Source organism: Arthrobacter sp. NQ4, from assembly GCF_029077345.1.
In the GTDB taxonomy this organism is placed as follows: domain Bacteria; phylum Actinomycetota; class Actinomycetes; order Actinomycetales; family Micrococcaceae; genus Arthrobacter.
In genome coordinates this window covers 38,988-54,196 of record NZ_JARETC010000005.1, presented here as the reverse complement: position 1 = coordinate 54,196, position 15,209 = coordinate 38,988, and the positions used below count along the sequence as shown (strand labels likewise).

The following is a 15,209-nucleotide window of genomic DNA, read 5'->3' as shown; positions in this document are numbered from 1 at the left end:
AGCGTCCGGCGCACGCTCCGCTTCCAGCCCGTACGCTGGATGGCGTGGAAATATCGCAGAGCAACCGGGCCGTCATCATCGGTGGCGGTCCCCGCGGCACCAGCGTGCTGGAGCGGCTGCTCGCCCACACCGCCGTCGCCGGCAACCCAAAAACGGCCCTGCACATCGACGTCGTGGACCCCTGCCCGGCAGGCCCTGGACATGTGTGGCAACCGGGCCAGTCCCGGCTGTTCCTCATGAACACCCAGTCCTTCTACCCCACCCTGGTTCCCGAGGACCCTGCCCTTCCCGCTCCTGTTGCCGGCACCACGTTCGACCAGTGGCGGGCCCGGCAGCAGCGGGACCCGTTGCCGGCCCTCACCGCGGGGGACCGGGCGGAGCTGGCGGTGCTGGGATCGAATGATTTTCCCAGCCGCGCCCTCTACGGACGCTACCTGCGCTGCACAGTGGAGGAATTGCTGGGCACGGCCCCCGACGGCGTCACCATCGAATTCCACGAAACGACCGCTGTGTCGGTGCGCCCCGCCGGGGACGGAATGTTCGACGTCGGCCTGGCCACCGGGGAGGGCATCCGCGCCCATTCCGTGGTGCTGGCCCTGGGGCACATCCCCTCCCGGCTGAATCCTGAACAGCGGGAGCTCCAGGCCGCCGCCGGACAACTGGGCCTGCAGTACTTTCCCCCCGCCGTCCCGGCGGACGTGGACTGGTCCCTGATCCCCGCCGGCGAGCCGGTCCTGGTCCGCGGCATGGGCCTGAACTTCTTCGACACCATGGGCCAGCTCACCGAAGGCCGCGGCGGCAAGTTCGTGTCCAACGGCGCGGGCCTGGAGTACGAACCGTCCGGCCAGGAACCCCTGATCATCGCAGCGTCCCGGCGCGGAACCCCGTACCGTGCCAAGGCGGCACTGGACGGCTACTACGCCTCCTCCATCACGCTCCGCTACCTCACCGAGGCCGCCATCGAGCGGCTAGCGAAGGCCGGGATCCGCCCTTCGTTCGACCATGACCTGTGGCCGCTGCTGCACCGCGACGCGCTGTGGGCCTACTACTCGACGCTGGTGCGCTCGCAGCCCGGCGCAGTGCCCGACGCGCCCGCATTCCTCGCAGCGCTGGAGGAAGCCCTGCAGCCGCACGCGCACAGCGCCGCGAACTGGGAGGACGGCGTTGAGAGCGTCCTGGCCGTCCACGTGGGTCCCCGGCACCGCCTGGACCTGCCGGGGCTCGCGGCTCCACTGGCAGGCCGTTCGTTCGATTCCTGCAGGGGCCACGACGCCGCCGTGGTGGAGTTCCTGCTCGACGATGCGCGCCGGTCGGCCCTGGGCGAGGACGATCCGGTCAAGATGGCCATCGCCGCGCTGCACCACGGGCGCGCCGTCCTGAAGACGGCAGTGGCCGACGGCGGCATCACCGACGAGTCATGGGTCGCCGGCCTGCGTGGCTGGTTCGAATCGTTCGTGGAGGGCCTGGCCAGCGGACCGCCGGCGCTGCGCTCCGAACAGCTCGCCGCCCTGGCAAGGGCCGGGGTGGTCAGCTTTGTTGGGCCGGACCCGAAATTCCGGGTGGACCGGAAGGCGGCCATGTTCACCGCTGCTTCGCCGTGGGTTTCCGGGCCGCCCGCCACGGCCCGGACCATGGTGGAAGCGCTGGCCCCCGGAAACCGGGTCTCGGCCAACGATTCACCGGTACTGGAGCAGCTGCTGGCCGATGGGCTGGTGCGGCCCAAGCTCATGATGACCGCCGAAGGTGCCCCCATCGAGTCCACCGGCCTGGACGTGGAGGCCCACCCGTACCGCCCGGTTGCGGCCAACGGGTCAGTGACCGAGGGCCTGTTTGTGCTGGGGCTGCAGTTGTCGTCAGCGCAGTGGGGCACCGCCATCGCCGCCGAGGCCGTCCAGCCCGGCGGCCCCGCGTACCGCAGTGGCCAGCGCACGCTCCGCGATGCGGACGAGATCGCCGCCGCCATCCTTCGCCGGGCTTAACTCACAGGGCCTTAAACGGCGATGCGCCATCACTTGTGGTCGCTGAACCGGCGGAACAGGGACCACAAGTGATGGCGCATCCAGGGTTTTAGCCCCGCAGGCAGGCGCGGTAGGCAGCCATGGCCTGGCCGTAGTTCGCCTGCCCCCTGACGTCAGCGGGACGGGTGGGCTTGACCGGCGGAACACAGACCGGCTGCGCCGGCGTGTCAACTCCCACCAGCACGGCCACCTTCACCACGGTGCCGGACTCGACGGCGGTGAGCACCAGGGTTGCCGCGCCCTCCGCCGCCCCGGCCGGGACAGCCAGGTCCACCGAGGCCGCACCGGCGGCCACCGGTACTGTGCCCAGCGCGGTGACCTTGCCGGCAGCGTCGGTGAACGAAGCCTCCAGGGCCGTGTTCACCGGGCTGCCCAAGGAGGTCAGGTCAAGCTTCGAGACCGCCAGGGTGACGGGCCCACCGGGCTTGACCCCGTCGGCGGTGGTGTTGGTGACCGCCACCGAACGCCGCGCGAAGTCCGGAGCCACAGGGCTGCTCTTCTGGAGGTAGCCGATCCAGGCGTCCCGGTCCACCAGCCCGGAATCCCGGGTATTGGTGCCCTCGGTGAAGATCCGGAAGTTGTCGCCTCCGGTGGCCAGGAAGCTGAACGTGCCCACCCGGTAGGACCTGGCCGGGTCCAGCAGTTCACCGTTCACCCGCACCGCGGTGATCCGGTCACCCGCGGCCCGGGCGGCGTCGTAGGTGTAGTTCACGTTCTTGGACAGGCCCAGCTGCAGGTAGGCGCGGCTGGGGACCGTGCCGTCCGGGTTGGTCTGCCACTGCTGCTCCAGCAGGGTCTTGAACTGCGCACCGGTCAGCGACGTGGTCCACAGGTTGTTCACGAACGGCAGGACCGCGTTGGCCTCGGCGTAGGTGATGGTGCCGTCCGGCGCGTAGTACAGCTCGTTGCGCAGGCCGCCGGGATTCACGACGCCGATCTCCGCACCGCCGAGGCCGGCGGGCTTCAGCGAATCGAGCAGCGAGTCGGCCACCAGGTTGCCCAGGGTGGATTCGCTGCCGCGGTCATCGCGCTTGGCGGCGCCGGTGGCGTCGGTTGTGAAAGCCGTGGTGATGTCCTTGGTGACCGAACCCACGGGCTGGTTGCCCACCACAGCGGCGTCCGCCAGGGCCTTCTTGACGATGGCGTCGACGGCGGCCACGCGCGGGTAGGCAGCCACCAGGCCGGCGGCGGCGTCCGTGGTGCGCTTGACGTTCCCGGCCTTGTAGGCGGTCACCTGCTTGCTGGCGGTGTCCACGGTCAGCTGGATCTGGCCCACGTTCTCGCCGTAGTTGCCGGTCTGAACGATGGGCCGGGTCTTGCCCGCCACGCCGGGAACGGGTGCGTCCCAGGCGTATTCCTTGTGGGTGTGGCCGGTGAAGATGGCATCAACGTCGGCGGACGTTTCGGTGACCAGCCTGGCGAACGGGCCGCCGGCTGCCACTTCCTGCTCCAGGGTGGCGCCTTCCACCACACCCGAGCCGGCGCCGTCGTGATCTTCCACGATGATGACGTCGGCAATCTTGTCTGCGGTGATCTTCGCGGCCACCCGGTTGATGGCGTCCACCGGGTCCCCGAAGTCGAGGTCGGCGATGCCGGCCGGCGTCACCAGGGACGGGACCTCCTGGGTGACGGTGCCGATGATGGCCACCTTGACGCCGTTCAGGTCCAGCACGGTGTACTCCGGAAGTGCCGGCTCGGTGGTGCCCTTCTTGTAGACGTTGGCGCCCAGGTAGGGGAACTTCGCATTCGTGCCGCCGGCGATGACGCGGTCGCGCAGGTCCGCCCAGCCGCCGTCGAACTCGTGGTTGCCCACCGCGGATGCCTTCAGTTCCAAAGCGTTCAGCACGTCGATGGTGGGCTGGTCCTTGGCGACCGCCGAGGCGAACAGGGAGGCGCCGATGTTGTCACCCGCGGACAGGAACGCCGTGGCACCGGGAGCAGCGGCAGCGCGCAACTTCTCGATGGTGCCGGCCACCTGCACCGTGTTTGCGTCGATCCTTCCGTGGAAATCGTTGATGTTCAGGAGGTTCAGATCAACGCTGGCGGGCGTGGCCGGGAGGTTCAGGCCCACCACCACGGGATCGTGGTCGCTGGCGCGGAACTGGTCCGGGGCGTAGTAGTTGGTGACGTTGTTGTTGTAGCGGCTGTACTCCAGCGCCACGGATTCCACCGAGTTGATGTTCCAAATGTCCGCGCCCGTGACCACACCGTTGGCGGCGGGGGAAGCGAGGACGTGGTCGAGTGAGCCCACCAGGCCGCCGAAAAGGTAGGAGTGCTTGGCCGAGCCGTCCGCGTTGCGTGCTTTGTCGTCCTGGTTGACATACCCCGCGCCCGTGAGGACGTTGATCGGGTCTTCTTTGCCGTAGGAGTTGAAGTCACCGATCAGGAACACCTTGTCGGTGCCCTTGGACGCCTGCAGGGAGTTGGCGAAGTCCAGCAGGGACTTGGCCTGGGCCGTGCGGGCGAGGTTGGAGGCGCCCTGGCCCTTGTCAGTATCGTCCGGGGTTGCTGCCGAGCCCTTCGATTTGAAGTGGTTGGCGATGGCGATGAATTCCGTGCCGGCGCCGCCGCCCACGGGCTTGAACACCTGGGCCAGGGGCTTGCGGGCGCTGGCGAAGGCAACGGTGTCGTTATGGATGATGGATTCGCCTACCGGTTCCGCGGCGGCCTTCTTGAAAATGAACGCGGTGCGGATCATGTCCTCGTCGGCCAGCGGGGGCGCATTGGCGGGTGAGCGGACGTAGTCCCAGATGCCCGGGGTGGGGATGTTGAGCGCCTCCACGAGTTTGGCCAGGGCATCATCGCGGTCCTTGCCGAACTGCGCGGAGTTTTCCACCTCCATCAGGGTCACCACATCGGCGCCGGACTTGGCGATGGCGGAGACGATCTTGTCCTGCTGGCGCTTGAAGTTCTCCGCGTTGGCTGCACCGCGGGCGTCGCAGCCGCCACGGACGGTGATGGGGTTGCCGTCCCGGTCCTCGTAGAACGTGCAGCCGGAGAGCATGTCACCGGTGGTGGGGAAGTAGTTCAGCACGTTGAAGGAGGCGATCTTCAGATTGCCGCCCACGGCAGCGGGGGCCGCGGTGCGGGTGGCACCAAAGCTGGCCGGCTGGACGGTGGCCTTGTTGGCCTCGGTCAGGTGGGTCAGCGGCTGGAGCTTCCAGGAATTGTTGGCGTAACCCAGCACCACGTTGGTGGTGAAGTCCACCGGCGAACCCACGCGGACGGGGTCCGCGGTGGTCAGGTACGGCAGGACCTGGGCCTTGGTGGCGGCGTCCTTCAGGAAGTTGGTGCTGGACCCGTCGTCGAGCTTGATGCCGCGGGCAACGTTGTCAGCCACCACGGCGGTGTACCCGGCGGAGCCGAACGGTGCCACAGCTGTGGGCTGGACCAGGGGAGTGGTCCCGCCCGCCAGGCCAATCTCGCCGTACTGGTTCAGGCTGTAGTTGTCGCTCACCGTCATGGGCCCCTGGGGTGCCAGCAGCATGCCTTCCAGGGATTCGCGGAAGGTTTCCGCGGCGGGAAGGGTGAAGATGGTGGGCTTGACCTCGGGGGCAGCGTCGGTGAGCTTGGTGAGGCCTGCCGCTGCCGTGACGTTGAGCTGGGTCATGCCGTAGTACTCGGCCACTGTGCCCGTCACCTGGATGTAGTCACCGGCCTGCACCGAAGCCACGGTGGCGGGGGAGTAGACGAAGATGCCGTCGGATGCGGCGTGGTTGGTGGCCGTCAGGTCACCGCCCGTGCCGGGGGTCTGCAGGTAGTAGCCGTTGAGGCCGCCCGTGGGAAAGACTGCCGTGACTTTGCCCTTGGTGGTGACGGTGGCTCCGGCCAGCGGGCTTTCCGTCCCGGTGCCCTGGATCTCCGCGATGGTCCTGGAAACGGGATCCGGCGAGGGCGAGGGCGCGGGGTCGGGAGCCGGAGCTGTGCCGCCCGAAGGTGTTGGCGTGATGGTGCCAAGGAGCGTGAAGTCAGCGGCGTTATTGTTGCTGTCCGCCCGGGCGGCCCTGTTGAGGCTCTTCACATCCGTGTTTCCGGCAGGTGCCGCAGCAGCCTGGGTCTCAAAGGTGTTGGAGGCGCCGTAGCCCAGGAGGTCTGCCACGCCGGCTGTTTCCACCACGGAACCGGTGGGAAGCGCGACGGCGGTGGGCTGCTTGGCGAGCACGATGGTTCCCGAGGCCCCGGCGAAGTTCATGGCGCCCGCCACCAGGTCAGGCTTGGGCAGGTCGGCGCCGTTGGTGCCATTGCTTCCGCCCTGCACCAGGTAGTAGCCCTTGGCCGGGATGGACCCGGACAGGGCAGCCACCCCGCTGGGCGCCGCAGCGCCGGTCCCGGAGCGGTACTGCACGGACCAGCCCTCGAGGGAGACCGGGGCGTCCGAAGTGTTATACAGCTCCACGAATTTGTTCTTGTAGGCGGCGCCGCTGCTGCCGCCGCTGAGGTAGGCCTCGTTGATGACAACGGGGGAGGTGCCGGCCGCGGCTGAGACCTCCGCGGCTGCCGGGACAGCTGCCAGCGGGGCGGCGATGAGCCCCGCGGACAACGCTGTGCCCAGCGATAACTTCCATGTTTTTTGATGCATCCGCTCTTACTTTCATTGAGGTGTCCCGGGTGGGTGGCCCGGTGGAGTGCGTCCGTGGTTGTACCGATCGGACGTGGGCCCGGACCCTGCTCCTGGTCAAGTGGTGTCCGGCACATGACAACAGCGCTGAATGAACGCAGGGTGGCTAGAGCGTGCATTCGGCGGGACGTTCCCCAGCGGAGCGGCCCGCCCTGCGGTCCGGGGCTTCCCTAGCCCGGACCGGAGGTGCTGTTGGCGGGAGTGATGCTGCCGGCAGACACGCAAATGTGCCGGCAGTCACAAACAATACCCGCGGGTAGCTTTGGGTCCCGGGTTCGGCAGGGGATTAGTCCAAAGAATTTACGTCCGCGCAACAGGGCAGGCCGGGGCTGCTTAAAGCAAAAAACCCCTGGCGGCCGGTGCCGGCTGCCAGGGGTTCCCTTGCGGAAGGTAAGAGATTCGAACTCTTGGTACGGGGTTACCGCACACTGGTTTTCAAGACCAGCTCCTTCGGCCGCTCGGACAACCTTCCTCAGCTAGTAGTGTTTCATAGGCGCTTGCCTGCAACAAAACAGGCCCGGGGAAGCGCCCGGTGCACACTGGATGCAGCCAGGATTTTAGTCAGGAACGGGAGAGGTCCATGAAAGCCGTCTACATATCGGAACCGGGCGGCCCGGAAGTGCTGGAAGTGCGGGACGTGGACGCCCCTGTGCCCGGCCAGGGCGAAGTGCTGATTGACGTGGTGGCAGCCGGCCTGAACCGGGCCGATGTCCAGCAGCGCAGGGGCTTCTACCCGCCGCCGCCGGGTGCCTCCGAGGTCCCCGGGCTGGAAGTGTCAGGACGGATCGCCGGCTTCGGACCCGGTGTCAGCAAGCCGTTCTCGCTGGGGGACAAGGTAGTGGCCCTGCTGGCAGGCGGCGGCTACGCCCAGCAGGTGGCGGTCCCGGCCGAGCAGGTGCTGCGCGTCCCCGAAGGGGTTGACCTGGTCACCGCCGCGTCGCTGCCCGAGGTGGCTGCGACGGTGTACTCAAACCTCATCATGACGGCGCAGCTGCAGCCGGGCGAGACGGTCCTCATCCACGGTGCCACCGGCGGGATCGGCACCATGGCCATCCAGCTCGCCAAGGCCTTCGGTGCCAAGGTGGCCACCACGGCCGGAAGCGATGAGAAAGTCAGCACCGCCAAAGCCTTCCTCGGGGCGGACATCGCCATCAACTACAAAGAGGAAGACTTCCCGGACAGTCTTCGGCGGCAGAACGAAGGCAAGGGGGCGGACGTCATCCTTGATGTGGTGGGGGCCAAATACCTCCCGCAGAACGTGGATGCCCTGGCCGACTACGGGCGCCTGGTGGTGATCGGCCTCCAGGGTGGCACCAAGGGCGAGTTGGACCTTGGCCTGCTGTTGAAGAAGCGGGCGGCCGTGGTGGCCACCGCGCTTCGCCCCAGGCCCGTGGCGGAAAAAGGTGCCATCATGACCGCCGTGCGCGACGCTGTGTGGCCGCTGGTGGCAGACGGCAGGATCCGTCCCCTGGTTGCCAAGACCTTCCCCCTGGACCAGGTGGGCGCGGCGCACCGGTACTTCGACAGCGGCGACCACGTGGGCAAGGTCCTCCTGGTGATGTAAGGCCCCGGATGCATACCCGGTATTGCGTTCCGAATGCTTCCGGTTTAGGCTGCCTATACGCGGTATGCACGGGTCTTGGGGGCCTGTGCATGCCGGCAATGACTAAGCCCGGGGGAGCACCATGTCGATTCGCCACAGCCTCCTCGCCCTGCTGCAGGACCAGCCACGCTATGGCTACCAGCTGCGGGTCGAGTTCGAGAACCGCACCGGAGCCACCTGGCCCCTGAATATCGGGCAGGTGTACACCACCCTGGACCGGCTGGAACGCGATTCCCTGGTGGCCAAGGAAGGCGACGACGGCGAGGGTCACGTGGTGTACAGCATCACCGCCGCCGGCAAAGCGGAGGTGCAGAGTTGGTTCGCTGCCCCCGTGGAACGGAACAATCCGCCCCGCAATGAGCTCGCCATCAAGCTGGCGCTCGCCGTCACCCTGCCCGGGGTTGATGTGCAGGCCATCATCCAGGCCCAGCGCGTGGCGTCCATCAGGGCCCTGCAGGACTACACCAAAGCCCGGCGTGACACGGCCGCGAACCAGCGGGCCACGGATACCGCCTGGCTCCTGGTACTGGACTCGCTGATCTTCCAGACCGAAGCGGAAGTCCGCTGGCTGGACCTCTGTGAGGCCAGGATGGTCCAGCAGGCGCAGGCCGCAGCCGCGGGGTCCGCCCGGAAAACGTCCAACGGGGTCACGGAAGACGCCCCGCTCAACGCGGACAGCCGCCGGTGAGCGTGCAGGGGCCGCAGCAGGTCCTGGAACTTGCCCAGGTTGGCCGGACCTTTGGGGAAGGCGCGACGGCGGTCGCCGCACTCCGCGGCGTCGACCTCACCATCTGCGCGGGGGAGTTTGTCGCAGTGATGGGTCCGTCGGGCTCGGGCAAGTCCTCACTCCTCGCCGTTGCCGGCGGACTGGACCGGCCGACGTCGGGCGCTGTCTTTGTCGAATCCACGCCCCTGGCCGGGCTGGGCCTGAACGAACTGGCCCGCCTGCGCCGCCGGGCCGTTGGCTACGTGTTCCAGGACTTCAACCTGGTCCCCACATTGACTGCCAGCGAAAACGTGGCGCTGCCGCTGGAGCTGGATGGAACATCCGCGAGGAAGGCGCACCGGCAGGCCGCGGATGCGCTGCGGCAGGTGGGCATCCCGGAGCTGGCGGACCGGTTCATGGACCAGATGTCCGGCGGCCAGCAGCAGCGCGTGGCGATGGCCAGGGCCATCGTGGGCCAGCGGCGCCTGATCCTGGCGGACGAACCCACCGGTGCACTGGATTCGACCACCGGCCACGGGGTCATGGAGGTGCTGCGGGCCCGGGCCGATGCCGGAGCCGCCGTCATGCTCGTCACCCACGAGGCCAGGCACGCCGCCTGGGCGGACCGGGTGGTCTTCCTGCGCGACGGACGCATCATTGACCAGGCGGCGGCCATGCACGACCCCACGATGCTCCTGACGCAGGCCGGACTCTGATGCCGCTTGACCTCGCTCCCGCGCCGCAGGGCCGCCGGAGCGGCCGCCGCGTTGCCTTGCGGCTGGCCCGCCGCGACATCGCCCGCCATAAGGGGCGCTCGCTCCTGATCGTCCTTCTGATCATGCTGCCGGTGGCGGGCATGACCGGCGCCGCCACCCTCTACCAGAGCTCCCAGCGCACGCCCGGGGAGATTGTCCGGTACGAACTGGGCAACACTCAGGCGAGGTTCAGCGTCCTGCCGGTACCCAGCGCTGACTCCCTGCAGGACCCACTCAACGACGGTGTCGTCGCTTCCAGCTCCGGCCGCTACGACCCGGACTTCCAGCGGACAAACCCTGCCGACGCCATTCCTGCGGGCTACGAGGTCCTTCCGCAGCGGACGCTCACGCTGACCACCGGCGTGGGCGCGGCCCTGGTTTCCTTGCCGGGCCGCGAGGTGGACGCGCTCAATCCGGCCTTTGACGGCAAGTACAGCCTGCTGGCCGGCCGCGCACCGCGCGACGGGACGGAAGTGCTCGCCTCGCCCGGGCTGATGACGCGGTTCCACCTCGCCTTCGGCCAGGAATTTACGACGTCGGCAGGAACCTTCGTCCCGGTGGGTACCATCCGTGACGCGTCCGCCGCGGACAGCAACAGCATCCTGTACCTTAAGGCCGGCCAGGCGCCCGCGGACCTGGCACCGGGCCCTTCGACCCGCCAGTCCGTGTCCTATTACCTGGTGGGCCCCGAGCCGGTCACCTGGCAACAGATCAGGGAGGCCAACAGCGAAGGCGTGGGCGTGCTCTCCCGCAGTGTGGTGCTGGACCCGCCGCCCGCCGGCCAGCGCACGGTTCCCGGTTCCCAGCTGCACGACAACACCCCTGTCCTGGTGACCGTCTATGCCACTTTCGGCCTGGTCGGTGCGCTCGCACTGCTCGAGGTAGGCCTGCTGGCCGGTGCCGCTTTCGCCGTCGGTGCCAAGCGCCAGGTACGTGAGCTGGCACTGCTGGCCTCCTCCGGAGCGGACACTGCCACCGTCGGAGCCGTCGTCACTGCCGGTGGACTGTGGCTTGGCAGCCTGGCCGTGGCCGCCGGCGCCGCAGTGGGGCTGGGGGCTGCGGCCGTCGTCGTCCACGTGGTCCGTTCCACCGGCTCCGCCCGGCTGGCCGGCCTGCACCCGGACCTCCTCCTGACAGCCGTGGCCATGGCCATGGGATTGGGCGCCTGCCTGCTGGCCGCATTGGTCCCGGCGCGCCAGGTGTCAAGGCAGGCCGTCCTGGGTGCGCTCAAATCCGGGCGGGCGCCAGCGCCCACGGGGCGCCGCACCACGGTGGCCGGCATCGTCGCGCTGGCACTTGCCTCAGGGCTGCTGATGGGCGGCTGGCTTCTCAGCAATTCCACGAACGATCCCGACCAGCGGGCGGAGCAACTGCCCGTGGTGGCCACCATGCTGATCGCCGGAGCGGTGGCCGCAGTTGCGGGCCTGGTAATGCTGACCGGATGGCTGATCGCCCGGCTGACGTCCCGGACGCGCTGGCTGTCCCTCTCCCTCCGGATGGCGGCGCGGGATTCGGCAAGGAACCGCGGCCGGAGCGTCCCCGCCGTGGCCGCCGTACTCGCCGCCGCCACCCTGGCCAGCGCTGCCCTGGTGCTGTCAGCCAGCCAGCAGGCCGGGCTGCGGGACTCGCATTACTGGGGCGCCCTGGAAAACCAGGCGTACCTGCCGCTTACGGTGGACCAGCCACTCGCTGCCGATGGCAGCATGCGGCCGCCCGTGCACATTGACGCCGGCGTGCTCTCCGCAGCGGTGGATGGTGCCCTGGGGACGGTTCAATCGACCCGGCTCATCACCGCCCCCGCAAGCCTGCGGAACTGCCCGGAGGGCCCCGCCGATCCTGGCCTGCCGGCGCTGACGGACACCTCGAATTGCCTGTTGTTTTCGCTTGCCAGGCCGCAGGCCAATACGTGCCCGACGACACCCGTGGGACGGGTAGTGGACCCGGGGGACTGGCGGTGCCGCGGGTCCATGGTCAATGAACAGCCCTCCGGCAGGGCCATCCTGGTGGGCGGCGCGGACGACATCCGGGCAGTGCTGGGCCGCGACCCCTCTGCGGAGTCCCTGGCGGTGCTGGAGGCCGGCGGGATGGTGGTGACCAACCCCGTCTTCGTCCGTGACGGATCTGTCCTGCTGCAGGCGCAGGATGTGCGGACCCAAGGGCCGGCGCCGTCAGGGCCGGGCACGGTGCCCTCAGTGGTGAGGAGCACTTCCCTGGCCGCAGCGGTTCTTGAGCCGGTGGTCCCGGTCCCATACTTCGGCGTTGTCTCGCCGGAAACCGCAGCACGCCTGGAGCTCCACGCAGAGCCTGCCGGGCTGCTGGTTCAACTGGCGGCGTATCCGTCGGAGGCCGAGGCGGATGCAGCCTCCGCTGCCGTCGCGGCCGTCTACCGGCAACCCGGCATGGCCTTCCGGGCCGAACCGGGCATTTCCCAGGGCAGCCAGTGGATGACCTGGTCCATTGTGGCCGCGGCGGCCCTCATCACGTTCAGCGCAGCGGGCATCACCACCGGCCTATCCCTGGCCGATGCCCGTACGGACCATGCCACCCTTGCCGGGGTGGGAGCCTCACCGCGGCTGCGTAAGGCCCTGGCAGGATCGCAGGCCCTTTTCACCAGTGGCGTGGGCGCCCTGCTGGGAGTGCTGGCAGGGGTGGTACCTGCGCTCCTGCTTGTCCTGTCGACGGACATGCGGACGGCAGTGGACATTCCCTGGCTGCACTTGCTGGCCCTCGTCATGGCGGTACCGGTGACGGGCGCGGTGCTTGCCTGGACCTTTACCCCGTCCGGCCTGCCCTTGTCCCGGCGCAGCCTGGCGTAAGGGCAGAGCCTCCGTCCCCTCATTCGTCGCCGCGTCGCTGCCGCTCACCGCACGGCCCGGCGCCGCGCCGCCGTCGGCCGCTAAAGCGCGGACCGGCGTTGGTAGGGTGCCCAGTAGGAAAAGTGGGAAATCTCTCAAGGAGGAGACATGGCCGGAGTGCCTGACCAACGGAAGAACGGATCCCGGGCGGAGGGCGGGCTGGCTACTGACCCGGATCTTCCCCCGCCTGCCGTGGACGGCGCCCGGCTCGACGCCGAGGACCGGAAATGGACTCCGGCAAAGATCGCACTCTGGGCCGCGATCGCCCTGCTGGGCGGCGTCGCCTGGTTCATGCTGGCCATCGTCCGCGGCGAGACCGTCAACGCCATCTGGTTCGTCTTTGCCTCCGTGTGCACCTACCTGATCGGGTACCGCTTCTACTCCAAGGTGATCGAACGCTACATCACCAAGCCTGACGACCGGCGCGCCACCCCGGCCGAGTACAAGGCCGACGGCAAGGACTATGTCCGCACGGACCGCAACGTGCTCTTCGGCCACCACTTCGCCGCCATCGCAGGGGCCGGCCCGCTGGTGGGCCCGGTCATCGCCGCCCAGATGGGCTACCTTCCCGGCACCATCTGGATCATCGTCGGCGTGGTCCTCGCCGGCGCCGTCCAGGACTACCTGGTGATGTTCTTCTCCATGCGCCGCGGCGGCCGCTCCCTGGGCCAGATGGCCCGCGAGGAACTCGGCGTCATCGGCGGCACGGCAGCCCTCGTTGCCACCTTGCTCATCATGGTGATCATCGTGGCCATCCTGGCCCTCGTCGTCGTCAACGCCCTGGGTGAAAGCCCGTGGGGCGTGTTCTCCGTGGGCATGACCATCCCCATCGCGCTCTTCATGGGCGTCTACCTCCGCTACCTGCGGCCCGGCAAGGTCATGGAAGTCTCCATCATCGGCTTCGTCCTGCTGATGGCGGCCATCATCGGCGGCGGCCTGGTGGCCCAGACCGAGTGGGGCGCAACCGTGTTCCACTTGGACAAGGTGACCATCGCCTGGGGCCTCATCATCTACGGCTTCATCGCCGCCATCCTGCCGGTGTGGCTGCTCCTGGCCCCGCGCGACTACCTCTCCACCTTCATGAAGATCGGCGTGATCGTGATGCTCGCGCTGGCCATCATCGTGGTCCGTCCCGAGGTCACCGTTCCCGCATTCAGCGAATTCGCCAGCCGGGAAAACGGACCCGTGTTCTCCGGGGCCCTGTTCCCCTTCCTGTTCGTCACCATCGCCTGCGGCGCCCTGTCCGGCTTCCACGCCCTCATCTCGTCCGGCACCACCCCCAAACTGGTGGAGAAGGAACGGCAGACCCGCTACATCGGCTACGGCGGCATGCTGATGGAATCCTTCGTGGCCATCATGGCCCTGGTGGCAGCCATCTCTATCGACCGCGGACTCTACTTCGCCATGAACGCCCCCGCAGCCCTCACCGGCGGAACCGTGGAAACGGCAGCCACCTGGGTCAACAGCCTGGGCCTGGCCGGGGTGAACATCAGCCCGGACCTGCTGTCCGAGACGGCCCGGAACGTGGGCGAGCAAAGCATCGTGTCCCGGACCGGCGGCGCCCCCACGCTGGCCGTGGGCCTGGCGCACATCATGCACCAGTTCGTCGGCGGCACCGCCCTCATGGGCTTCTGGTACCACTTCGCCATCATGTTCGAGGCGCTCTTCATCCTCACCGCTGTGGACGCCGGCACGCGCGTTGCCCGCTTCATGCTGCAGGACTCCATCGGCAACTTCGTCCCCAAATTCAAGGAAGCCTCCTGGCGGCCCGGTGCCTGGCTCTGCACCGCCATCATGGTGGCAGCCTGGGGCGCGGTGCTGCTGATGGGCGTCACCGATCCGCTGGGCGGCATCAACACCCTGTTCCCGCTGTTCGGCATCGCCAACCAGCTGCTCGCCGCCATCGCGCTGGCCGTGGTCCTGGCCATCGTCGCCAAGCGCGGCACCTTCAAGTACCTCTGGATCGTCGCCCTGCCGCTGGCGTTCGCCGCGGTGGTCACCATCACGGCGAGCTACCAGAAGATCTTCTCCTCCACCCCGGCTGTGGGGTACTTCGCCAACAACGCCGCCTTCAGCAAGGCGCTGGCCGACGGCAAGAAGGAGTTCGGCACCGCGAAATCGGTCGCTGCGATGGAAGCCGTGGTCCGCAACACGGCCATCCAGGGCTGGCTGTCCGTGATCTTCGTGGTGCTGAGCATCATCGTGATTGCGACGGCGGTGCTCGCCACGGCCAAGGCGTTCCGGGACCGGTCGGCAGGGGTGGCCACCACCGACAACGAGGACCCGGCTGTTCCGTCGCGCGTCTTTGCCCCCGCCGGGCTGGTGCCCACAACCGCCGAACGTGAGCTTGCTGCGGAGTGGGCGAAGGTGCCCGCAGAGGCCCGCCTTGAACGGGCCAGGCACTGATGAGCACGGGCATGGCCCTGGTGGCCAACGGGTTTCGCGGGTTTGCCCGCTACCTGGGCGGCGTCATGGGCGCGGACGCGTACGCCAAGTATTTGGAACATCACCGGGCGGCCGGGCATGCAGAAGCACCCCTGACCGAGCGGGAGTTCTGGCGGGACCGCACCGACCGCCAGGACAGCAATCCCCAGGGCCGGTGCTGCTGATTGAGCCCGCAGCGGACAAGCCTGCCACAGGGCTTCACCGGTGGG

The 15,209-nt window shown here is 68.5% G+C and carries 8 protein-coding genes and 1 tRNA gene; 7 read left to right on the top strand and 2 right to left on the bottom strand.

From position 1 onward, the window contains the following. Window positions 1–44 precede the first annotated feature (44 nt). Window positions 45–1,979 (top strand): FAD/NAD(P)-binding protein, encoded by a 1,935-nt coding sequence (locus PUN51_RS10655; RefSeq protein ID WP_275180893.1) that lies wholly within the window; start codon window positions 45–47, stop codon window positions 1,977–1,979. A gap of 88 nt (window positions 1,980–2,067) precedes the next feature. Here the strand turns inward: PUN51_RS10655 and PUN51_RS10650 are convergent, their stop codons facing one another. Together PUN51_RS10650 and PUN51_RS10645 are read right to left on the bottom strand one after the other, a co-directional pair. Next, a complete protein-coding gene (locus PUN51_RS10650) occupies window positions 2,068–6,597 on the bottom strand; it encodes an ExeM/NucH family extracellular endonuclease (RefSeq protein WP_275180891.1) in 4,530 nt (1,509 codons plus the stop codon). Between the two features lie 423 nt (window positions 6,598–7,020). Then, window positions 7,021–7,108 (bottom strand) — tRNA-Ser (locus PUN51_RS10645). 108 nt (window positions 7,109–7,216) lie between these two features. Here PUN51_RS10645 and PUN51_RS10640 point away from each other — a divergent pair. The 6 genes from PUN51_RS10640 (at window position 7,217) to PUN51_RS10615 (ending at window position 15,164) form a co-directional block, all read left to right on the top strand. Beyond that, a complete protein-coding gene (locus PUN51_RS10640) occupies window positions 7,217–8,200 on the top strand; it encodes an NAD(P)H-quinone oxidoreductase (protein WP_224024944.1) in 984 nt (327 codons plus the stop codon). A gap of 121 nt (window positions 8,201–8,321) precedes the next feature. Next, window positions 8,322–8,927, top strand: a complete 606-nt coding sequence (locus PUN51_RS10635) for a PadR family transcriptional regulator (protein WP_224024946.1) — start codon at window positions 8,322–8,324, stop codon at window positions 8,925–8,927. Beyond that, window positions 8,924–9,661 carry an ABC transporter ATP-binding protein gene (locus tag PUN51_RS10630; RefSeq protein ID WP_275180887.1) on the top strand — a complete coding sequence of 246 codons (738 nt, stop codon included), beginning with the start codon at window positions 8,924–8,926 and terminating at the stop codon, window positions 9,659–9,661. Before PUN51_RS10635 ends, PUN51_RS10630 begins: the two co-directional genes overlap by 4 nt. Further along, window positions 9,661–12,516 carry a hypothetical protein gene (locus tag PUN51_RS10625; RefSeq protein ID WP_275180885.1) on the top strand — a complete coding sequence of 952 codons (2,856 nt, stop codon included), beginning with the start codon at window positions 9,661–9,663 and terminating at the stop codon, window positions 12,514–12,516. Before PUN51_RS10630 ends, PUN51_RS10625 begins: the two co-directional genes overlap by 1 nt. A 147-nt stretch (window positions 12,517–12,663) precedes the next feature. Continuing rightward, window positions 12,664–14,961, top strand: coding sequence for a carbon starvation CstA family protein (locus PUN51_RS10620; RefSeq protein WP_275180884.1), 2,298 nt, complete (start codon window positions 12,664–12,666; stop codon window positions 14,959–14,961). Beyond that, window positions 14,961–15,164, top strand: a complete 204-nt coding sequence (locus tag PUN51_RS10615; RefSeq protein WP_159632931.1) for a YbdD/YjiX family protein — start codon at window positions 14,961–14,963, stop codon at window positions 15,162–15,164. Before PUN51_RS10620 ends, PUN51_RS10615 begins: the two co-directional genes overlap by 1 nt. Window positions 15,165–15,209 lie beyond the last annotated feature (45 nt).

Bases quoted from the DNA above. Each gene is read 5' to 3' on its own strand.
- PUN51_RS10650 (WP_275180891.1), bottom strand. From the start codon at position 6,597: ATGCATCAAAAAACATGGAAGTTATCGCTGGGCACAGCGTTGTCCGCG.
- PUN51_RS10640 (WP_224024944.1), top strand. From the start codon at position 7,217: ATGAAAGCCGTCTACATATCGGAACCGGGCGGCCCGGAAGTGCTGGAA.
- PUN51_RS10635 (WP_224024946.1), top strand. From the start codon at position 8,322: ATGTCGATTCGCCACAGCCTCCTCGCCCTGCTGCAGGACCAGCCACGC.
- PUN51_RS10625 (WP_275180885.1), top strand. From the start codon at position 9,661: ATGCCGCTTGACCTCGCTCCCGCGCCGCAGGGCCGCCGGAGCGGCCGC.
- PUN51_RS10620 (WP_275180884.1), top strand. From the start codon at position 12,664: ATGGCCGGAGTGCCTGACCAACGGAAGAACGGATCCCGGGCGGAGGGC.
- PUN51_RS10615 (WP_159632931.1), top strand. From the start codon at position 14,961: ATGAGCACGGGCATGGCCCTGGTGGCCAACGGGTTTCGCGGGTTTGCC.